Annotated in this window: 20 protein-coding genes; 18 read left to right on the top strand and 2 right to left on the bottom strand. The window is 54.6% G+C overall.

The features are described 5' to 3' along the window. Window position 1 precedes the first annotated feature (1 nt). The 12 genes from pheA to DTHIO_RS00885 all read left to right on the top strand — a co-directional run bounded on the left by pheA (window position 2) and on the right by DTHIO_RS00885 (window position 12,201). On the top strand, window positions 2–1,090 hold the full coding sequence (pheA, locus tag DTHIO_RS00940; RefSeq protein WP_008868489.1) for a prephenate dehydratase: 1,089 nt from the start codon (window positions 2–4) through the stop codon (window positions 1,088–1,090). Window positions 1,091–1,131: 41 nt separating this feature from the next. Next, a complete protein-coding gene (gene aroA / locus DTHIO_RS00935) occupies window positions 1,132–2,469 on the top strand; it encodes a 3-phosphoshikimate 1-carboxyvinyltransferase (RefSeq protein ID WP_008868488.1) in 1,338 nt (445 codons plus the stop codon). Window positions 2,470–2,472: 3 nt separating this feature from the next. Then, on the top strand, window positions 2,473–3,249 hold the full coding sequence (locus DTHIO_RS00930) for a prephenate dehydrogenase/arogenate dehydrogenase family protein (protein WP_008868487.1): 777 nt from the start codon (window positions 2,473–2,475) through the stop codon (window positions 3,247–3,249). Window positions 3,250–3,638: 389 nt separating this feature from the next. Beyond that, window positions 3,639–5,048, top strand: coding sequence for an anthranilate synthase component I family protein (locus tag DTHIO_RS00925; protein ID WP_008868486.1), 1,410 nt, complete (start codon window positions 3,639–3,641; stop codon window positions 5,046–5,048). After that, the gene (locus tag DTHIO_RS00920) at window positions 5,023–5,595 is read left to right on the top strand and encodes an anthranilate synthase component II (protein WP_008868485.1); all 573 of its coding nucleotides are present in this window, start codon (window positions 5,023–5,025) and stop codon (window positions 5,593–5,595) included. The genes DTHIO_RS00925 and DTHIO_RS00920 overlap by 26 nt, the downstream gene beginning before the upstream one ends. A 341-nt stretch (window positions 5,596–5,936) precedes the next feature. Next, complete coding sequence (gene trpD, locus DTHIO_RS00915; RefSeq protein ID WP_008868484.1) at window positions 5,937–6,932, top strand: anthranilate phosphoribosyltransferase; 996 nt, start codon at window positions 5,937–5,939, stop codon at window positions 6,930–6,932. Between the two features lie 4 nt (window positions 6,933–6,936). After that, window positions 6,937–7,698 carry an indole-3-glycerol-phosphate synthase gene (locus tag DTHIO_RS00910; RefSeq protein WP_008868483.1) on the top strand — a complete coding sequence of 254 codons (762 nt, stop codon included), beginning with the start codon at window positions 6,937–6,939 and terminating at the stop codon, window positions 7,696–7,698. Beyond that, window positions 7,695–8,321 carry a phosphoribosylanthranilate isomerase gene (locus DTHIO_RS00905; RefSeq protein WP_008868482.1) on the top strand — a complete coding sequence of 209 codons (627 nt, stop codon included), beginning with the start codon at window positions 7,695–7,697 and terminating at the stop codon, window positions 8,319–8,321. The genes DTHIO_RS00910 and DTHIO_RS00905 overlap by 4 nt, the downstream gene beginning before the upstream one ends. Further along, window positions 8,318–9,484 carry a tryptophan synthase subunit beta gene (gene trpB / locus DTHIO_RS00900; RefSeq protein WP_008868481.1) on the top strand — a complete coding sequence of 389 codons (1,167 nt, stop codon included), beginning with the start codon at window positions 8,318–8,320 and terminating at the stop codon, window positions 9,482–9,484. The genes DTHIO_RS00905 and trpB overlap by 4 nt, the downstream gene beginning before the upstream one ends. A 123-nt stretch (window positions 9,485–9,607) precedes the next feature. After that, window positions 9,608–10,375 carry a tryptophan synthase subunit alpha gene (gene trpA / locus DTHIO_RS00895; RefSeq protein WP_008868480.1) on the top strand — a complete coding sequence of 256 codons (768 nt, stop codon included), beginning with the start codon at window positions 9,608–9,610 and terminating at the stop codon, window positions 10,373–10,375. 97 nt (window positions 10,376–10,472) lie between these two features. After that, window positions 10,473–10,790, top strand: a complete 318-nt coding sequence (locus DTHIO_RS00890; protein WP_008868479.1) for a carboxymuconolactone decarboxylase family protein — start codon at window positions 10,473–10,475, stop codon at window positions 10,788–10,790. 64 nt (window positions 10,791–10,854) lie between these two features. After that, window positions 10,855–12,201: a glutamine synthetase family protein gene (locus DTHIO_RS00885; protein ID WP_008868478.1), complete on the top strand. Its 1,347-nt coding sequence runs from the start codon at window positions 10,855–10,857 to the stop codon at window positions 12,199–12,201. Between the two features lie 123 nt (window positions 12,202–12,324). Here the strand turns inward: DTHIO_RS00885 and DTHIO_RS22835 are convergent, their stop codons facing one another. Then, the gene (locus DTHIO_RS22835) at window positions 12,325–12,438 is read right to left on the bottom strand and encodes a dual CXXC motif small (seleno)protein (protein ID WP_353740051.1); all 114 of its coding nucleotides are present in this window, start codon (window positions 12,436–12,438) and stop codon (window positions 12,325–12,327) included. A gap of 191 nt (window positions 12,439–12,629) precedes the next feature. Between DTHIO_RS22835 and DTHIO_RS20795 the strand changes: the two genes are divergently transcribed. From DTHIO_RS20795 to DTHIO_RS00860, 5 genes are all read left to right on the top strand, one after another. Then, on the top strand, window positions 12,630–13,382 hold the full coding sequence (locus tag DTHIO_RS20795) for a hypothetical protein (RefSeq protein ID WP_008868477.1): 753 nt from the start codon (window positions 12,630–12,632) through the stop codon (window positions 13,380–13,382). A gap of 214 nt (window positions 13,383–13,596) precedes the next feature. Beyond that, window positions 13,597–14,019 carry a preQ(1) synthase gene (gene queF, locus DTHIO_RS00875; RefSeq protein ID WP_008868476.1) on the top strand — a complete coding sequence of 141 codons (423 nt, stop codon included), beginning with the start codon at window positions 13,597–13,599 and terminating at the stop codon, window positions 14,017–14,019. Window positions 14,020–14,110: 91 nt separating this feature from the next. Next, window positions 14,111–16,165, top strand: a complete 2,055-nt coding sequence (locus DTHIO_RS00870) for a hydantoinase/oxoprolinase family protein (RefSeq protein WP_040417701.1) — start codon at window positions 14,111–14,113, stop codon at window positions 16,163–16,165. A 27-nt stretch (window positions 16,166–16,192) separates the two neighbouring features. Then, entirely contained in the window at window positions 16,193–17,770 is a 1,578-nt protein-coding gene (locus tag DTHIO_RS00865) for a hydantoinase B/oxoprolinase family protein (protein ID WP_008868474.1), read from the top strand. A gap of 60 nt (window positions 17,771–17,830) precedes the next feature. Then, window positions 17,831–18,946, top strand: a complete 1,116-nt coding sequence (locus tag DTHIO_RS00860; protein WP_161598608.1) for an Sfum_1244 family protein — start codon at window positions 17,831–17,833, stop codon at window positions 18,944–18,946. A 229-nt stretch (window positions 18,947–19,175) separates the two neighbouring features. Here the strand turns inward: DTHIO_RS00860 and DTHIO_RS00855 are convergent, their stop codons facing one another. Further along, the gene (locus tag DTHIO_RS00855; protein ID WP_008868472.1) at window positions 19,176–19,577 is read right to left on the bottom strand and encodes a response regulator; all 402 of its coding nucleotides are present in this window, start codon (window positions 19,575–19,577) and stop codon (window positions 19,176–19,178) included. 228 nt (window positions 19,578–19,805) lie between these two features. On the opposite strand from DTHIO_RS00855, the gene DTHIO_RS19365 reads away from it, so the two are divergent. After that, window positions 19,806–20,621, top strand: a complete 816-nt coding sequence (locus DTHIO_RS19365; RefSeq protein ID WP_008868471.1) for a biotin--[acetyl-CoA-carboxylase] ligase — start codon at window positions 19,806–19,808, stop codon at window positions 20,619–20,621. Window positions 20,622–20,657: the final 36 nt, after the last annotated feature.

Here is a 20,657-nt window from a genome sequence, read left to right as displayed (position 1 = left end):
CATGGACCAGGAAACAAATCTCAAAAGAATAAGAAGTGAAATAAGCCGGCTGGACCAGGAACTTCTGCAGATTCTAAACCGCCGGGCGGGGCTCAGCTTAGAAGTGGGCAGCATCAAGTCCCAGTCTAAGGACAATGTTTTCAAGCCCTTTCGGGAAAAAGAGGTCTTAAACGGTCTGGCGCAGAAAAACCCCGGTCCTTTGCCGGATGAGCATTTAAGGAGCATCTACCGGGAGATTCTTTCATCGTCGCGCAGCCTTCAGCAGCCCCAGAAAGTGGTCTACCTGGGACCGGAAGGGACTTTCTCCTACTTTGCCGGGGTGGAGTATCTGGGACACAGTGCTAAGTTTACTCCCAAAAACAGCCTGGAGGATGTGTTCCGGGCGGTGGACACCCGGGAAGCGGAGCTGGGGATAATCCCACTGGAAAACTCCATGCAGGGCAGCGTAGGCCAGAGCTTAGACATGTTTTTAAAGTTCGAGGTCTTTATTCACGCCGAGGTGTTTTTCCGCATCAGTCATTTTCTGCTCAGCCGGGAAACGGAGATGGGGGCAATTAAAAAGATATATTCCCATCCCCTGGCACTGCAGCAGTGCTCCACCTGGCTTCGGGCCAATCTGCCCGGAGTGGAAGTGATTCCGGATGAGAGTACGGCCCGGGCCGCTTCCAGGGCGTCCACGGAGCCAGGTACAGCCGCAGTGGGACATCAGAAGCTGACCAAGTTTTACGAGCTCAATGTCCTGGGCAATTCCATTGAGGATATTCCGGACAACTGGACCAGGTTTCTGGTGATAAGCGCTCACCCCCCGGAGGCCGGCAACCGTGAGAAGACGTCCCTGCTTTTTTCCGTGCTGGACAGGCCGGGTTCTCTAGTGAGCGCCCTGGAGGTGCTCTCGCGCAAGGGCATCAATATGCGCAAGCTGGAATCCAGGCCTCTGCGGGCCGAGAAGTGGAGATACGTGTTTTTCGCCGACGTGGAATGCGATCTGACAGCAGGTGATTATGCCAGCGTACTCAAAGACCTGGAGGACAACTGCTACTACATGCGGGTGCTGGGCAGTTATCCCCACGGTCCGCAGATTCTGGCTTAACAGGGCTGGATCACATAAATATCAACCAGAAGATATACCTTATGCATAAAACAATCACACTAAAGGCACCCCCGTCCAAATCTGTATCCCACCGGGCGCTGCTGGCGGCGGGGCTGGCCGGGGGAACCTCGGTACTGGAAAACGTCCTGGTGAGCGAGGATATACTGCGTACCCGGGACTGCCTGGCGGCCCTGGGGGCCAAGTTTTCAGGAGATGATTCAACCCCCGTGGTTCAGGGGCTTGGAGGACGGATCAAAGCCCCGTCGCTGGATCCGGTGAAGCTGGACGTGGGCGAGTCCGGCACCACCTGCAGGCTGCTGGCGGCCATTGTCTCGGCAGGGCAGGGCAGTTTCGAGATTTCCGGGGCCGGGCGTATGCACGAACGCCCCATCAAAAGCCTGGGGCAGAGCCTGGAGGGCCAGGGAGTACGGTTTAAGTACCTGGGTCTTGACGGATGCCCTCCGGTACGCATAGAGAGTTCCGGTCTGCCTGGAGGTGTGGTCACCGTGGGCCTGGATGAGAGCAGCCAGTACCTGTCCGGTATCCTTCTGGCCTCCACCATGGCCACCACTTCTCTGGTAATAAACATCGGAGGCAAAAAGGTTGTATCCTGGCCCTACGTTCACCTGACCCTGCAGACCATGCAGCGTTTCGGCAATCCTGCCCGGCTGCAGACCCTCCAGGAAGGTCATTGGAGGCATGCAGATCCGGACCAGGTCCAGCGCGTGGAGCCGGGCAAAATTCGTTTCGTGGTGCATCCGGGTGTACTGAACCCTGTCAGATACAGGGTGGAGGGGGATTACAGCAATGCCTCCTATCTGCTGGCAGCAGGTGCAGTGGGAGAATTCCCGGTGGAGGTTTCCGGGCTGGATCTTGAGTCCAGGCAGGGAGACCGCCGCATCCTGGAGATTCTGGAACTCATGGGGGCAAAGATTTCAGAAACGAAAAACGGTGTGATGGTTTCCCCGGCCAGGCTGCACGGTGTGGACCTGGACATGGGCACCTGTCCGGACCTGGTGCCTACTGTGGCTGTTGTGGCCTCCATGGCCACAGGCACCACCAGGATAAGCAATGTGGCCCACTTGAGGATCAAGGAAAGCGACAGGCTGGCCGGGGTGCAGCAGGAAGTAAGCCGGGCCGGCTGCAGATGCGGGCTCAAGGAGGACGGACTGGAAATCGAGCCGGCAGAACTGCTCCGGGGAAGCCAGGTTCAGTTCAAGACCTACGGGGATCACCGCATGGCCATGAGCCTTTCCCTTTATGAACTGGCCGGAATCCAGACGGCCCTGGACAATCCTGCCTGCGTCAACAAGTCCTTTCCCGGCTTCTGGGAAGAGTGGGAAAATATCCGCCGGGCTTACGCAGGCAAAGGGGACTGATTGATGCATATGGTCAATGAGCTGGTCCTGGTGGGCTCCAAGGGGCAAATGGGGACTTTGATCAAGAATAAGCTCTCAGCCGGTGGAGTAAATGTTCTGCCCTTGGACAGGCCCTTTCCTGAAGAAGAACTGCCGGATATCCTGGGCAGGGCGGATATGCTCCTGCTGGCAGTGCCGGTGGCTGGAATGGATGAAGTTCTGGAGCTTATGAGCCCTTATTTTTCATCTGCCCTGATTGTGGCGGATATCAGTTCCGTCAAGACCCTGCCGGTGAACAAGATGCAGCACTTTCACCAGGGACCGGTTATGGGCACTCATCCGCTTTTCGGTCCCAGTCCTTCTGAGGATGATGAGCTCAAAGTGGCCCTCTGCCCCGGTCACAACCTTCAGGATCACCATGTCCAGGCTGTCAGTGAAGTCTTTGACCGGGGGGGAATGCTTACCTTTATTAGTTCCTGTCGGGAGCACGACCAGGCCATGGCCTGTATTCAGGGCCTTAATTTCGTCACCACCATCTCCTATTTCGCCAGTCTGCCCCAGGATATAGACCTGGACACCTTTGCCACCCCTTCCTTCAGGCGCAGGGCCACAGCAGCCCGCAAGATGCTCAATGAGGATGCCGTGCTTTTTTCTTCCCTGGCAGAGGACAATCCCTACACCGGCCAGATGATCCGTCGTTTCAAATCTTTTCTGAACCTGAGCGCTGCAGGCGAATTCGAACTGTTGACCGACAAGGCTCTGTGGTGGTGGCGCAATTTCAGTGACAGGCAGGGGGGATAGCCGTGTTTTTTGATTGTGATCCATTATAAAAGGCCGCGTCCTCCCTGCCGGGAGAACGTGGCCTTTTTGTTTATATTTGGGAGAAGCAACGATTGCTAACTTGTAGCTCTTCACCATGGTCCGGGGACTTTGCAAAAAGGACGTAAAAACTCACTCCAAGGAAGCGTAAATCAAAACCTACACACTGGTTTGAAAGTCAGGATATATTCTATAACATGCTTTGAATCAGGTTCGGTGTTTTACGGTTTTGATCAACGCTTCCTACGTCGTTCAGACAGTTTACGCCCAGTTTGCAAAGCCCCCGGACCATGAATCTGCATAGAAGCTAAGTTTATCCAGCTGAAGCAGATGGTGTATAGTTACGCTAATTTAAGCAAAAGGAGAAACATATGATCAACCTGCAGCAGAAGGCCACCTGTCTGCCCGCGGATACGCAGACGCCGGTGTCCCTTTATCTGAGCCTCATCGGCAAAGAAAAGGGAATAATGCTGGAGAGTTCCGAGGTGGACGGGCGTCTGGGAAGGTACAGCCTGCTGGCCTGGGATTTCAGGCTGCAGCTTAGTTGCAGCGAGGGTAAACTAAGGGTCAAGACCTTAGATGATCGCTTGGACGGGCTCAAAGAGATGCAGGGCATGGACTTTATCCAGGGTGTGCGCTCTGTGCTGGCTGAACTAAAAGTTCAGCCGGATCCCGCTTTCCAGTTGCCCCCTGTGACCAGGGCGGTTTACGGATATCTGGGATTCGGTCTTGGAGGGCTTCTGGAGCCCAGACTGGCAGAAGTGCTGCCCCCTGAAGAAGCCGAAGCCCAGCTGGTACTGCCGGGGCGGATACTGCTTTTCGATCACCTGCATCACAACTGCTATTACATCTGCTTAGACAAGGAGATAGCCCTGCCCAAACCCAAACCCTGCAAGGCCAGAAGCGAATTCAAGGTGGGCAGTGTCAGCACCACTCCCTCCCAGGAAGAGTACCAGGCCAGGGTAAGTGATATCAAGGAGCTTATAAGACAGGGCGAAGCCATCCAGGTGGTTCTTTCCACCCGGTTCAGTGCTGACTTCCGGGGAGATCCGTTTCTGGTTTACCGCCATTTGCGGCGTATAAATCCCTCGCCATATACTTTTTATCTGAATATGGAAGATATTACCCTGATGGGGTCTTCACCTGAATTGATGGTCAAGTGCGGCCAGGACGTGCTGCAGCTAAGGCCCATTGCCGGAACCAGGCACCGGGCTGAGAGCGAAAAAGAGGACGAGCGCCTGGCCGAGGATCTTTTGTCCGATGAAAAGGAAAGGGCCGAACACGTCATGCTGGTGGATCTGGGCCGCAATGACCTGGGCCGCATGGCTGTGGGCGGAAGTGTGGAAGTGGACAAATTCATGCGGGTGGAGAGATTTTCCCATGTCATGCACATGACCTCTTATCTATCCGCCAGGCTCAAGGAGGGGCTGGACGCCTTAGAGGTCATCCGGGCTTCATTTCCCGCCGGAACCGTGTCCGGTGCGCCCAAGATAAGGGCCATGGAAATAATAGGTGAGCACGAGCCCGCTCCCAGGGGACCCTATGCCGGGGCCATAGGCTGGATAGGCTTAGACAAGGACAGCGTGAATCTGGATACGGGCATAACCATCAGGAGCCTGTGGATCAGGGATGGAAAAATACACTGGCAGGCAGGGGCCGGTGTGGTTTTTGATTCCGTGCCGGAAAAGGAATGGGAGGAATGTCAGAACAAGGCCATGGCCATACGCAAAGCTCTAACATTTACCGGAGGACCGGATGATTTTGCTCATAGACAACTTTGATTCCTTTACTTTCAACCTGGTTCAGGTGCTGCAAAAGTTGGATGTGGACCCGGTTGTGCTTAGAAACAACCAGGAAGAGATATTCGACACCCTAAAGCAGGATCTGCAGGCTGTAATCATCTCCCCAGGACCCAGCCGCCCTGAAAACACCGGTCTTTGCTTAGATTTTCTAAAAAAGCTCAGTCCAGAGGTGCCTGTGCTGGGGGTGTGCCTGGGACATCAGGTTCTGGGGCATTTCGCCGGGGCCAGGGTGGAGGTGGCGGACCGGATTATGCACGGCAAAACCTCCAAAGTTTATCACCGGGAGACAGGACTTTTCAAGGATATCCCCAATCCCTTTGAAGTCTGCCGCTACCACTCCCTGCTGGTGCGGGCTGTCACCGACAATGCCTTCCGCATCACCGCCAGGACCAAGGATGACGAGGTCATGGGGCTGGAATATACAGATCGGCCCTGGATGGGGGTGCAATTTCACCCGGAATCCATTCTCACACCCTGGGGGCCTAAAGTTATGCAGAATTTTCTTGAACTATGCGGTGTAAATTAGGGAATTTTGGGATTCAGGAAGGGATTCAGGGATTCAGGGATTGGGGGATTGGGGGATTCAGTGACTTACTCCTGAAACCCTGTCAGAATAAACAAGAACAGTTTGAGTAAAAAAACGAGGCTTGAGCGCTTGGCACTGGGACTGTCCCCGTTATGAACCCATCAGGTTAAAGGCAGACCATTTTGCCAATGAGAGATTTTAGTAACCAAAAAGATGTTGTCGCGGGGACTGTCCCAATTGAGGTAAAAGCACGTCTTTATCTTGGGTTGCGGGCATAGCCCGCCTTAGGAATTTAAAAATTCAGGGATTGAGGATTTGGGTAGTAGAGACAGGAGAAAAAAATGCAGATAAAACAAGTACTGAATAAAATATGCTCCGGGCAGGACCTGGATTACAGTGAGGGCCGGGATGTTTTTCAGGCCCTGTTTGAAGGGGAGATATCCCCGGCCCAGAGCGGGGCGCTGCTCATGGGCCTTCGCACCAAGGGCGAAAGTGCCTCTGAACTGGCTGCTGCCGTGAGTGTGGCCCTGCAGCGGGCCAGGTTAGTGCATGGATTGACCGGGAAAACTATAGATACCTGCGGTACAGGCGGGGACTCGCGCCAGAGCTTCAACTGCTCCACTGCGGTGGCCTTTTTTCTGGCCGACCAGGGCATCCAGGTGGTGAAGCACGGCAACCGGGCCGTGTCCAGTTCCTGCGGCAGCGCTGACGTAGTGGAGGCCCTGGGGCTGCAGCTCCTGGACAACCCTGATCTTGTGGCAGGTGAACTGGCGGCCAGGAACTTTGCTTTTCTTTTTGCCCCGCATTTTCATCCAAGTTTTGCAAGCATCGCCCCTCTGCGCCAGGAGCTGGGCATAAGAAGCCTGTTCAATCTCATGGGACCGCTTTTGAATCCGGCTAGGCCCACACACCAGATACTGGGTGTGCCCCACGCCGGATTTATGCCCCTTATGTCCGGGGTGCTGGCTGAAAGCGGTGTGCAGTCCGCGGCAGTGGTGCACGGGGCCATGGGGTTTGACGAGCTGACCCCCTGCGGGGTGAACCAGGTGATTATGGTCCGCGAGGGCAGGCAGGAGGATATGCTTCTGGACCCCGAGCCCCTGGGATTTGAGGCCTGCAGTCCCGAGGATCTGGCCTGTGCGGACAAGGAAAGTGCCCTGGCCAGGCAGCGCGAGATACTGGCCGGTGAAGGGCCGGGACCAATGCAGGACATGGTGGCCCTGAACCTGGGCCTGGGCCTGCACCTGCTAAACCCGGATGTGGGTCTTGAGGAATGTATGCACGAGGCGGCATCTATTGTCAGGGGCGGTCTTAAAACCCTTAACTTTTCAGGGTAGAGTCATGCTGGATAAGTTTATGCAGGCCAAGGCCGGGGAGTTGAAGGCTTTAAGAGAGCTTAAGGCCGGAGGTGGAACTCTGGAAGAGTATCAAGGCCCAAGACCGGGCTTTCGCGAGGCTGTTGCCGGTCCCGGCCCGGCCATTATTGCTGAATACAAGAGGTCCTCGCCTTCCAGAGGGGTTATAAACGAGGAGCTGTCTCCCCAAAAAGCTGTGCAGGAGTTTATGTCCGGGGGTGCCGCGGCTTTTTCCGTGCTGACGGAGGAAGAATATTTCGGGGGCAGGATAGAGTATCTGGAGGAATTTGCCGGACACGGTGTCCCGGTCCTCAGAAAGGACTTTATATTCGATTATCTGCAGGTGGAGCAGACCGCTGCCACACCGGCCTCGGCCCTGCTGCTAATTGCCAGGGTGGTAAAGGACCTGGGGCTGTTGTCGGATTTGATCCGCGTGAGCCGTATCCACAACCTGGAGCCTGTGGTGGAGATATTCGCCCCCAGAGAACTGGACATGGTCAGACAGGCCGGCGCAGATATCATCATGGTCAACAACAGGGACTTAGACAGGCTCACAGTGGACCTGGACATGTCCAGAAACCTTGTGCCGCAGAAAAAGCCTCAAGAGGTCTGGATCTGTGCCAGCGGTATTGACAATTCAGCTCAGGTGGACGAACTTTACGGGCTTGGCTTTGATGCCTTTCTCATAGGCACCAGCATCATGTCCTGTGACCAGCCCGGGGAGAAACTAAAGGAGCTTTTCCCATGAACCGGGAGTTCAAAATCAAAATCTGCGGGCTGACTGATCCAGAGGATCTCAGGCTCTGTCAGGAACTAAGGATAGATTTTACCGGCTTTATCTTTCATCCCGGCAGTCCCAGGTACGTATCCCCTGAAAAAGTCGGGGAGTGGAGCAAAGAAAATGAGCTCCGGGTGGGAGTATTTGTAGATGCAACAGTCCGGGAAGTGCTGGATGCAACCAGCAGGGCCGGGCTGGATATGGTGCAGCTGCATGGCGGACAGGATCCTGGTTTTTGCCGTGAGCTTGGAGCGGACATGGTCATCAGGACTTTCTGGCCGGAACGCTTCCAGAGCAGCAGTGCTTTTGAGGAAGAACTTCAGAAATTCACCAAGGCCTGCAGGTATTTCCTGCTGGACGCAGGTCGGAGCATGGGGGGGCATGGCCGGAGTATAGCCTGCAGCTGGCTTGAGGGAGTAAATAGTCCTGTGCCGTTTCTTATGGCCGGGGGGCTTGGGCCGGACAATCTGGACCCGGTGCTCAAGACACAGGCCGCAGGCGTTGATCTCAATTCCGGTGTAGAAAAAGCCCCGGGTGAGAAAGATCATGAAAAGATAAAAAAAGCAGTCAATAAATTGCGAGGAATAAAATGAGAAAGGGTTATTTCGGTGCTTTCGGCGGCAGATTTGTTCCGGAACTGCTGGTGCCGCCCCTGGCGGAACTGGAGGAGGCTGTGGACAATATTCTGCCCAGTGAGGCCTTTGTAAAGGATATGGACCGGGTGGGCCGGGAATTCGTGGGACGCCCCACGCCTCTTTATCCCTGCCGCAACCTCTCAGGGGAGCTGGGCTTTGATGTGTATCTGAAAAGAGAGGATCTGGCCCATACCGGGGCGCACAAGATCAACAACACCGTGGGACAGGCCCTGCTGGCCAGGCATATGGGCAAGAGGTGCCTGCTGGCGGAGACCGGGGCCGGACAGCACGGGGTGGCCACAGCTACGGCAGCGGCCATGCTGGGTCTGGACTGCATAGTCTTCATGGGTGCCTTGGATGTACAGCGCCAGAGCATCAACGTGCACCGCATGGAGCTCATGGGGGCCAAAGTGGAGCCCGTGGAAAGCGGCACCAGGACCCTCAAGGACGCCATCAACGCGGCCCTTCGGTACTGGATAGCGCATCAGTCGGATACACACTACTGCCTGGGCTCTGCTGTGGGTCCGCATCCTTTTCCGCTGCTGGTGCGTAAGCTGCAGTCAGTAATCGGCCGGGAATCTAGGCAGCAGATGCTGGAGCAGACCGGAAACCTGCCGGATACTGTTGTGGCCTGTGTGGGCGGCGGGTCCAACGCCATCGGCATGTTTCACCCTTTTGTGGAAGACCGGCAGGTAGAGCTGGTGGGCGTGGAAGCCGGGGGCAGGGGTGGTCCTGAGGATTATCACTCCGCAACGATTTCCAGGGGTACCCCCGGGGTGCTGCACGGCACGCATACTTTTCTGCTGCAAAGCACAGAGGGCCAGATCCTGCCCTCGCACTCCGTGGCTCCCGGGCTGGATTATCCCGGGGTAGGACCGGAGCACTCCTTTTTAAAGGACAGCAGCAGGGCCAGGTACGAAGTTATTCATGACCGCGAGGCCCTGAAGGCTTTTAATCTTCTGTCCCGCAAGGAAGGCATCATCCCGGCCCTGGAAAGCGCCCACGCCGTGGCCTGGGCAGTGGAAAACAAAGAGTCCATCAAGCAGGGCAGCAAGGTCCTGATCAACCTTTCGGGAAGAGGGGACAAGGATCTGGATATTGTCAGGGATTCAGGGATATAAGGGATTTGGGGATTGAGGGATTGAGGAATTTAGGAATTCAGGAATTGAAGAAGTGCTGAAGGCGGAAGAACGCTGCAGGACAGTTTTTCAGGTGTAGGAACCTAATTACGAGGAAGTAGTACAATGCATCATGACAATATATTGACCAGAAAGATACAGGGGGCTGTGGACAGTGGTCGAAAGGCCCTGATACCGTTTGTGCCGGCCGGTTTTCCCAGCAGGGAAAGGTTCTGGGATGTGATTCTGGAACTGGACGATCAGGGCGCGGATGTCATAGAAATAGGAGTGCCTTTTTCAGATCCTGTGGCAGACGGTCCGGTGGTTGAAAAGGCCTCCATCCGTTGCCTGGAGCAGGGGGTGAACCTGGACTGGATTTTCGAAGGTCTGGCCAGGCATAGAAAAGACATTCAGGCCGGGCTGGTTTTCATGGGATACTTTAATCCTTTTCTGCAGTACGGAGTCGAAAGGCTGTCTGGTGCCTGCAAAGAAGCCGGGGTGAGCGGGCTGATTATACCGGATCTGATTCTGGAGGAAGCAAGGCCTTACAAGGAAGTTCTGGAAGAAAACAACCTGGCCTACATACCCCTGGTGGGGCTGAATACATCAATAGAGAGGCTTCAGGAATACGCCAGACTGTGTCCGGCTTTTGTCTACGTGGTGTCTGTTATGGGTATTACCGGGACAAAGTCCGGTTCAATGCAGGTTCTGGGTGATAAGCTGCGTCAGGTGCAGGACACTTTTGAATGTCCTGTGGCCCTGGGCTTCGGCATCAGTTCCAAGGATCAGTTGGAATCCATTGAGGAACACGTGGATGCCGTGGTTTTCGGCAGCGCCCTGATCAATCATCTGGATGAGGGCAAAAGCCCCCGGGAGTTTATGGCTGGATGGTAGGTGCTTGGGGCGTTTAGTCAGAGAGTAAGAGCAAAGACAAAGTATGCTGCATAGTTGCAGTAAGTTACATCATACAACTTAAAAACGGAGAAAAGTCATGAGTAAAGATCAGTTGCCTAAAAATTATCAGATGATGCAGGAACAGCATCCCGGATTTATCAAGGCCGTGGCAGAGCTGGGTAATGCCGTACGCCAGGAGGGACCTTTGGATGAAAAAAGTGTTGAACTTATTCAGTTGTCTGCTGCAGCAGCCCTGAAGCTTGAAGGCGCGGTACACAGTCATGCCCGCAGGGCTCTTAAGGCCGGGGCCACCCCGGAGGAGCTTCGCCAGACCCTGATAGTGCTGACTTCCACCACGGGTTTTCCCACTGTGGCTTCTGCCATGAGCTGGGTAAGGGATGTCACCGGGGAGTAGGCGGGTTTTTCAAATATCAACAATTAACTGACAACTTTTAACTCTCAAGTTCTGGAGGTTATGCATGCAAAAGCCGGTGGTGTTTGATTGTCGAAATGCAGATGATGTTACCAGGGCGGTTAAAGAACACGACATCAGTTTTGTGCAGTTCTGGTTCGTGGATGTTCTGGGCAATCTCAAAAGTTTTCAGGTTACCCCCAGCGAGCTGGATGAGGCCTTTGAAGAAGGTATGGGTTTTGACGGCTCTTCCATCGAGGGGTTCTCCAGGATCCATGAAAGCGACATGCTGGCTTATCCAGATCCGACAACTTTTCAGATTGTTTCCTGGCGTCCCATGGAACGACCTGTGGCCCGCATGTTCTGCGACATAAAGAACCCCGACGGCAGCCCCTATGAAGGCGACAGCAGGTACGTCCTCAAGAGGATCCTGGGTAAAGCTGCTGAAGACGGGTACAGCTTTTACGTAGGCCCGGAACTGGAATTCTTTCTTTTTGAGAGCTCCAGGGAGCCCAAGACCCTGGACTTCGGTGGCTACTTTGATGCACCGCCTCTGGACCTGGCCAATGACATCCGCAGGGATATCATAAATGCCCTGATAAACATGGGCATTGTTGTAGAGTACAGTCACCACGAGGTGGCCCCCAGCCAGCACGAGATCGATCTGCGCTACCAGGAAGCTCTGAAGATGGCTGATACCGCGGTCACCTACCGGGTCATCGCCAAGGAAGTGGCCAGACGTCACGGCTGCTACGCCACCTTTATGCCCAAGCCCCTTTTCGGGGAAAACGGCAGCGGCATGCATGTGCACCAGTCCCTTTTCAAGAATGGCAGAAACGTGTTTTACGATCCTGATGCCCCGGACAATCTGAGCAAGGAATGCAGAAATTACATCAGCGGTCTTCTGGAGCATGCCAACGAGATAACAGCTGTGTGCAATCAGTGGGTCAATTCCTACAAGAGGCTGGTGCCGGGATATGAGGCTCCTGTTTACGTGGCCTGGGCCAGGCGTAACCGCTCATCCCTGGTGCGGGTACCCATGTACAAGCCGGGCAAGGAAAAGGCCACCCGGGTGGAGCTCAGATCTCCGGACCCGGCCTGCAATCCTTACCTGGCCTTCGCCTGCATGCTGGCCTCGGGGCTCAAGGGTATGGAAAAGAAGTATCCCCTGCCCGAGGCGGTGGAAGAAGATATCTTTGAGATGAACGAGGAAGAAAGAAAGAAGCACAACATCCCCAGCCTGCCCGGAAGCCTTTTCGAGGCGGTGGAGGTTCTGGAAAAAAGCGCAGTGGTCAGGCAGGCCCTGGGCGAGCACATATTCAACAATTTCATCGCCAACAAGAAAATCGAATGGAATAACTACCGCATACAGGTGACTGAGTATGAGCTGAAAAAGTACCTGCCGCTTCTTTAAATCCGTCAGTCGCGTCAGGGCGGACAACAACTCATGTAAATCAGGTTGGGCAGATGCAAGATGTTTTCTGGTGGTTATCCCAGCACATTTATTGCCTGTTCTTTTTGCGACAAAAGTTTTGAATCAGAGCCTGTCGCAGCGTATGTTGCCCAGGTCTTCCTCCATACGGTCGTCGATGTTCTGGGCTGCTTCGTTTAAATTGAAACAACTATTGCACACCCGGCAATAGAGATAAATCCTGGTTCAAGTGCGCTTTATACGGTAGTTTTCAGGACCGTGGCTGCAGATGGACTTGACCTTGAAACTGGAATCCATAACTTATCCTTTAGGTTGAGGTGGTTCTTGAAGCAAGCGCAATACATATATCCAAGGTTTAATGCGGTCAACCGTCTGTGTTGCAGTTAGAACTATAAGGATGCTGTAACATTATGAAAAATATGGACAAGTTTGCAGAAAATCTCATGGATGAAACCCTGAAAGAGGCGGCGGAGACCTTTTTCGGGAAACGCAGGGAACTGGAAGACGACCTGGAGTTTCTGCAGCAGCAGGCAGAGGAGCTGCAGAGACAGGCCAGGGGCATTGAAGGCATTGTTACCCGTCTGAACCATGTCCTTGGTCGAGGCAGTGCTGCCCAAGAGTTCTGGACCGGCCTGGACAGCAGTGAACTGGCCGGGGTCCCGGCAGACTGGGAGCATGATGTGGCCCTGCCACGGGCCTGGACCAGAAGGGGCAGGTTTCTCGGCTTAGTGCGCAGTCTGTATATGCAGCTTGCAGAGAGAATAGACGTCTACACCCATGGCCGATATGTCGAGGACAAGGAAGTAGCGGGCAAAAAACAGCTTACCACCAATCTGAAATCGGTCACGGATTTTGCCGAGAGCATCAATGCAGCCATTAGAGAGATAAACGCCTGCAATCGTCCGGACGATGTCATGGCCTTTGCCAGGAGTATGGATGTGGAAGGCGGCCAGAAGAGAAAGCTGGCAGGCAGTGACCTGACTTATAACTTTGACCAGGATCTGTGCTTCAAGGAGCTGAGCATTGATGACCTGGGCCTGGCAAAGTATCCGGAACTTTCCACAGACCGTCAGTCCATGCAGAAAGTGGATGCCCTGGCCAAAGATATTTATTCCAGGTACAAGAAAGAGATAAAAGATGTCCTGGATGAGATATATGGTTGATTTTCGGGATTGGGGAATTGGGGAGCATGGAGCATGGGGCATGGGGCATGGGGCATGGGGCATAGGGCATGGAGCATAGGGCATGGAGCATAGAGCATAGGGCATGGAGCATGGAGCATGGAGCATGGAGAGAAGAAAGGATCAATGCTGAATGGGAATTTAGGGATTGGGGAATTGGGAAGTTCAGGGATTGAAGAATTGGGGGATAAAAGAAATGCGTGATGATACTTCCGGTTTGACTCTGCTGGGTAAAACGAGGCCCGAATATCCTTCCAGGGTTGATCCCGGAGTTCTGGAGACCTTTGCCAATAAATTTGCGGAAAGGGACTACGAAGTGGTTATGGTCACGGATGAGTTCACTTCCCTTTGCCCGGTTACAGGACAGCCGGACTACGGGACCATTGAACTCAGATACGTGCCGGGAAAGGAGTGCATCGAGTCCAAATCCCTCAAATATTATCTTTTCAGCTACCGTCAGGAACCTACTTTTATGGAGACTGTGGTCAATCGCATCCTGGATGACCTGGTTCAGGCCTGCAGCCCCAGGCAGATGAAAGTTGTGGGCCGCTTCAAGGCCAGGGGCGGCATAGCCATCGATGTTTCCGCACAGTACCGCCGGGAAGATCAGCCGTCTTGAGCTCAAGCTGTTTTCAGCCCTGCCGGATACACCTGCAAAAAAGACAAAATTTATCCAGCAATTGATACCCAAAGGAAACATTTCTATCGCAATGCAGTCTTGTGATCCAGTAATTATCGGAGTTGATACCGGGGGGACTTTTACGGATTTTATATATCATTTAGGCGGTGCCTGGGTAGTGCACAAGACCCTGTCCACCCCGGATGATCCTTCAAGGGCTGTACTTGAGGGACTGGAGCACATTGCCCCTGAGGGCAGGACCCGCCCGGTTGAATCCCACTCTGTGGGGCCGCCTGGGGCGGCATTGGGCCGGGTAAAGGTAGTGCACGGCTCCACCGTGGCCACCAATGCTGTCCTGGAGCGAAAAGGGGTCAGGACCGCCATAATCACCAATGCCGGCTTTGAAGACGTAATAGAAATCGGTCGCCAGAACAGGGACCAGCTCTACAATCTCTTTTACCGCAGACCACAGACCGTGGTTCCCCCAGGCCTCAGGTTCGGCCTCCCCGCCCGCATGGATGCATCAGGAAAAGAAATCCAGCCCATGGACCTGGAGGTTTTGTCCAGCATCAAGAAACGCCTCAAAGAATTGCAGGTACAGTCCGTGGCTGTCTGTTTGCTTTTTTCCTATCTCAACCCGGAGCATGAGCAGATGGTTTACCGGGAACTGGCTGACCTGAACATACCTGTTTCCCTGTCTCACTGCATACTCCCGGAATTCAGAGAATTTGAGCGCCTGTCCACAACAGTTGTCAATGCCTACGTGGCACCGAAGATGTCCGGGTATCTGCAGCGCATACAGGACAGGCTGCACCCGGCTCCTCTGCGTATCATGCAGTCCAACGGAGGCAGTATTTCTGCGGCTCAGGCCATGCAGGAGCCCGTGCGGACCATCCTTTCGGGACCGGCCGGGGGAGTGGTGGGAGCAGTGGAGACAGCAAAAAGGGCCGGCTTGGAGAAAATCATCACCCTGGACATGGGCGGTACTTCCACGGATGTATGCCTCATGGACAAGGCCCTGCCCCTTTCCACGGAAACCTGCCTTTCAGGTTTTCCCCTGAAGGTGCCCATGCTGGATATTCATACCGTGGGGGCAGGGGGCGGTTCCATAGCCAGGCTGGATGCCGGCGGGGCCCTGAAGGTGGGGCCTGAAAGCGCCGGGTCGGACCCAGGCCCCATATGTTACGGCCGTGGAAGTGAGATCACGGTGACGGATGCGCACCTGTTTCTGGGGCGTCTTCAGGCGGACAGATTTCTGGGTGGGGGGATGACCCTGGACAGAAAAAGCCTGGACGCGGCCTTTGAAGAACTTTCCGGCCGGGCCGGGCTGGAGCCCATGGATCTGGCTCAGGGGGTTCTGTCAGTGGCGGACACCAGTATGGAACGGGCCATAAGGGTCATTTCCGTGGAAAAGGGATTTGATCCCAGGGAATTCACCCTGGTATCCTTTGGCGGAGCAGGGGGGCTGCACTGCGCAGAGCTGGCCCGCATGCTGTCCATGCCCAGGGTGCTTGTACCGGCCAACCCCGGGGTGCTCTCGGCCATGGGCATGGTCCTGGCTGACGTCATCAGGGATTATTCCCGGACAGTGATGCTGGGACACGGGAAGGCTACCCACGGCCGCCTGCAGAAACTCTTCGGCCCCCTGGAAGAGCAGGCCCGGGAGGAAATGCTGCAGGAGGGTTTTAATGAAGACAGCTTAAGTCTGCACAGGTCCCTGGATATGCGCTACCAGGGACAGTCTTTTGAAATAATGGTGCCCTGGCGTATGGGGCAGGACCCCGGGGATGGATTTGAAGAGCTGCACCGGCAGAAGTATGGCTATATCCATCAGGGAAGGGATATGGAGGTTGTAAGTTTGAGACTAAGGGCCGCCGGAACTCCTGCAAAGCCCGCCCTGCAGCCCTCTACCCCAGGGGATGAGCAGGTTTCGGACAAGGCTTTTTATGGACAGACCCAGCTCTATTTTGAAGGTGGATTTATTTCCGCCCCTGTCCTGGACCGGAATGAACTTTTGCCGGGCAATGGATTTGCAGGCCCGGCAGTGATCACCGAGTACACTTCTACAGTGTTTGTCCCGCCCTTTGCCCGGGCAAGGGTGGATAACTGGGGCAACATAGTTCTTGATATCCTGGATGCAGATTAACCCCATGAAAAAATTCAGATTATTACCATGACCATAAACCCCATACTTCTGGAGGTCTTCAAGAACCGCTTCTCCTCCATCTGCGAGGAGATGGGCATGGTTTTGACCCGGACGGCCTTTTCCTCCAACATCAAGGAACGCAGGGACCTGTCCTGTGCGGTGTTTTCCCCGCAGGCGGAGATGATAGCCCAGGCCGCGCATATACCTGTGCATCTGGGGTCCATGCCCCTGTCCGTGCAGGCGGCAGTTCAGGACACAGAGCTGGACGAGATTCAACAAGGCGATATGGTCATGCTGAACGACCCCTTCCAGGGTGGAACCCACCTGCCGGATATAACCCTGGTGGCTCCGGTGTTCGCCGGGGGGGACAGGCCTCTTTTCTTCGTGGCCAACAGGGCGCATCACAGTGATATAGGCGGCATGTCCCCGGGCTCCATGCCCCTTTCAACCTCTCTGTACCAGGAAGGCGTGATTATCCCTCCGGTGAAGATCATGCGCCGGGGCAGGATGGAAAAACAAATCTTCAGGCTGCTTTTGAAAAACGTGCGCACTCCAGGGGAGCGGGAGGGAGACCTTTCCGCCCAGGTCATGGCCAATTTTACCGGCATCGCCAGGCTGGAAGAGATCATTGACAGGTACGGGCCGGAACTGGTGCACAACTATGGCCAGGCCCTTATTGATTACTCGGAAAGAATGATGCAGGAGACCATTTCCTCCATTCCTGACGGTACTTACCGGTTTGAGGATTGTCTGGACGATGACGGGCAGGGCGCTGCCGGGATTCCTTTAAGACTGGAACTAAGTGTTCAAGGCAGCACCGCCGGCCTGGATTTTACCGCCAGTGCGGACCAGGTCACAGGCTCGGTGAATGCGGTCCGGGCCATCACCATGTCCTGTGCCCTGTACGTGCTTCGTTGCCTGGTCAACGAGGATATCTTGGCCAACAGCGGGTGCTTGAGGCCGGTTAAGGTGCATACCAGGCCGGGATCAGTCTTAGATGCGCTGCACCCGGGGGCGGTGGCCGGGGGCAATGTGGAGACTTCCCAGCGCATCGTGGACGTTATCCTGGGAGCCTTGTCCAGGGCAATCCCGGAAAGGATTCCTGCTGCTTCCCAGGGCACCATGAACAACGTGACCATAGGCGGAGTGGACCCCCGCTCGGGCAGGGCCTTTACCTATTACGAGACCCTGGCCGGCGGAATGGGGGCCTCCTGCAGGCATCACGGGGAAAGCGGGGTGCATTCGCACATGACCAACACCCTGAACACCCCGGTAGAGGCCCTGGAACATACTTATCCGTTCCGGGTGCTTGCATATGGTCTGCGCACGGGCTCTGGCGGAAGGGGCAGATTCTGCGGAGGTCAGGGCATTTACAGGCATATGCAGGTGCTTGTCCCCTGCGAGGTCACGGTGCTTTCGGACAGAAGAAGGACTGGTCCTTACGGACTCAAGGATGGCCGGCAGGGAATGCCCGGGGAAAACCGGGTCCGGCTGGATGGCCAGTGGCATTCCCGGCCGGGCAAGTTCAGAGAAGTATTAAGCACAGGTGATGAGTTGATTATCAGCACTCCGGGCGGCGGCGGTTATGGTGCTGCAGAAGACTGATTCCTAAGGATTCTTGCCCGCATCTTTACTTTATATATTCGTGCAGATAACATGAACAGCATGCCATTAGATATTACATCTCTTAAAAATCAGGTACAACTCAACTGTCATATATCGGATGCCAATTACAGCGGTACTTTTTCCCTGTGCATGCTCCTTTTGCGCCTGCGTAACCTGTATAAATGGGAAGTGGATATGCCTCCCTGGCAGGAGCCGCATCAGGGAGATCTTCTGCAATGGGTGGAAGACCGCGAAAACATGTGGCTGGACCTGGAAGGCAGATCCCCTGAACCTTTGATGGTAGAGGGAGAGAACCTGGACAGCCTGGAACCCTCACAGGTCAATGCCCTGCTTGCAGGTTCTGACCTGCACTACGGCGCGGGTCTGGTGACCGGGATGAAGCCGAGCTATTTCCTGGGACGTGTGGCCAGAAAGCACGAACAGGAAGGCATGACCGTATGTATTGTGGACCAGGAGCTGGCCAGGGATATTTTCAGCGTGCCCCTCATGCGCCAGGGAAACCTGATAATCGGCAGAAGACGGTCCATGGCCACTCTTCTCTGGGACGAAATTCTGGAGCTTCGGGCTTCTTCGGCCAGGGCGCTGGCCTTTGCCTTTGACTGCCACGGGATCAACCTGCACAGGCTGCGCAGGCAGCCGGGGAGTTATCAGGACGGTTTTTTAAGGGTCTGCGATGCAGAACTGCAAACCTGGGTCTATCACGAAATAGGCGAATCCTTAGTGGATGTTTTTCCCGGGGATTTATGGCAGCGTATCGTCTCGGAGCAGGCCGGGACTCTGGTAGAGTTTTTCGCCCGTACAGTGCGGGATATATTGGCTGATACCTGCCGGGGAGGTCTGCTGGATCATGTCATTAAAGAGCGCAGGAGTTCTTCCCTGGGATTTTATGCTGCTTTGACCAGGCCGCTTTCCAGGATTCTTTATCCCGAGATTGTCCCGGCTGTGCAGGATTTTATGCAAAATCCCAGGTGGGAAAAAATTGAAGAGGTGCGAACAGCCGGCTACAAGCGCGGCCGGGAGCTGGCCCTGAACCTGATGGATGTTTATGAGCACTGCAGGCAGGAGGACCAGGAACGGGCCGGAAACCAGGTGATGGACAGAGTTATCCGTCCCCTGGGCATAGTAGATTCTCTGGAAGACGAGAACCCGGCGTAAAGTCCCGCCCTGGCCTGAACCTTCCGGGAGTAACCATTCAGGGGGTCCTCGGTGGTGATTACTGGCACAAGGCCTGGGGACTGTCCCTCGCTAAGTACCGGCTGTGCTGGTACACAAAACTTCGCGTCTGTAATTTTTGTAATTGTGCGTAAAAGGTGTCGCGGGGACTGTTCCCCGGTCACGCCAGAGGCGTGATTCCGGCATCCCCTGAATGGTTAACTTCCGGGATTTATTTTTCAAGTACGCCTATTTCCTGAAGGGCTTTTTCAACTTTTTCTCTGGAAATGGGTTTTGAAAGGTAGGCATCAGCCTGGCCCTGGAAAAATGCAGTGGTTACATTTTTGGTGTCTGAAAGGGCAGTGGTCATGACCGCCTTTACTTCCTGGCCGATGGGAACCTGCTGTTCGGATTCAATCTCACGGATTTTTTTCAGGGCACTTTGTCCATCCATAACAGGCATCATTATATCCATAAAAACCATGTCGTAAGGCTGTCCCTGTTTAATAGCCCCTGCGAACAGGTCCAGGGCCTCGTGGCCGTTTTCAGCAGTATCGCACTGGCTGTAATGGGACAGAATTTTGACCAGGATCATCCTGCTGGTGATATCGTCTTCAACTACTAATGTACGCATGTATTCCCCCAAAAAGTTCTCATTTCAACCATTGGCCGATTATATTTTGCCTGTTTAATGGAAAGATTCAGACTAGTCAATCTTGCAGAAGTCAGAGGTCAGAAGTCAGAGGTCAGTAGCCAGAGGTCAGAAGTCAGAGATCAGGCGTCAGAAGTCAGAGGGCAGAGGTTTGAGGGCAGGGAATCAAATAAGCCTTAATCCATAATCCACAATTCTCATTCCAGGTTTATGCAGGTTTTTAAACTAAAAGATATTTTGCCTTCCAAAGTCGCTGGTTCCTTTGCCGGAATGCCGGACTTCAGTGCCTGTTTTCAGCGCAGCTGGAGGGAATTCAGGGTCTTTGATCTTGAGACATGTGCCTCCAGCTTAGACACGGCCTGGGAGCTCATGGACCAAGGCGGAATGCTTGCCGGGGACAGTGTCCTTTGCCTGGAGCAGACCGGCGGCAGGGGGCGGATGCGCAGACGCTGGTCTTCCCCAAGGGGCAACATTTATGCCGCCCTTAAGCTGCCCGTCCCTGATTCTACGGAAATGAACAGGATGCTCAGTATTATTACCGGCTATTCGTTTCAGCGGGCGCTCATGGCCCGGGGCATTGAGGTCTTTCTCAAGTGGCCCAACGACCTGGTGGTAAATTCAGGCAAGGCCGGGGGGATACTCATTGAGGAAAAACGCGGCGGCATACTGGCCGGGATAGGCCTGAATCTGAAGTCACTGCCGGACTCCAGAGAGCTGAGGACAGGCAGGCTTATGGATCCTGTGCACCTGTCCGGGGCCTGGCCGGAAGCAGATCCCCGCACGGCCTGGGCCGAGCTTGTGTATCTGGGACAATTCTGGTATGATAATATATTGTGCAATTATTCATTAATTGACTTTATTAGTGAAGTTAAGCCATATTTGTGGCTTGTGAATCAAATGGTCAGGGTGGAACAGGACCAGATCGTCCTGGAAGGCCGCCTGAAGGGGATAGATGAAAGCGGAGGCATCATCCTGGACTGTGCAGGGCATCATAAGCATATCCAGACAGGCACTCTCCTTTCGTGACTGTCATCTGTTAACGGATATATATCCAAGCAAATA

The organism is Desulfonatronospira thiodismutans ASO3-1, from assembly GCF_000174435.1.
GTDB lineage: Bacteria > Desulfobacterota > Desulfovibrionia > Desulfovibrionales > Desulfonatronovibrionaceae > Desulfonatronospira > Desulfonatronospira thiodismutans.
The sequence above is the reverse complement of the archived record's forward strand: the minus strand, read 5'-3'. Positions and strand labels throughout refer to the sequence as shown.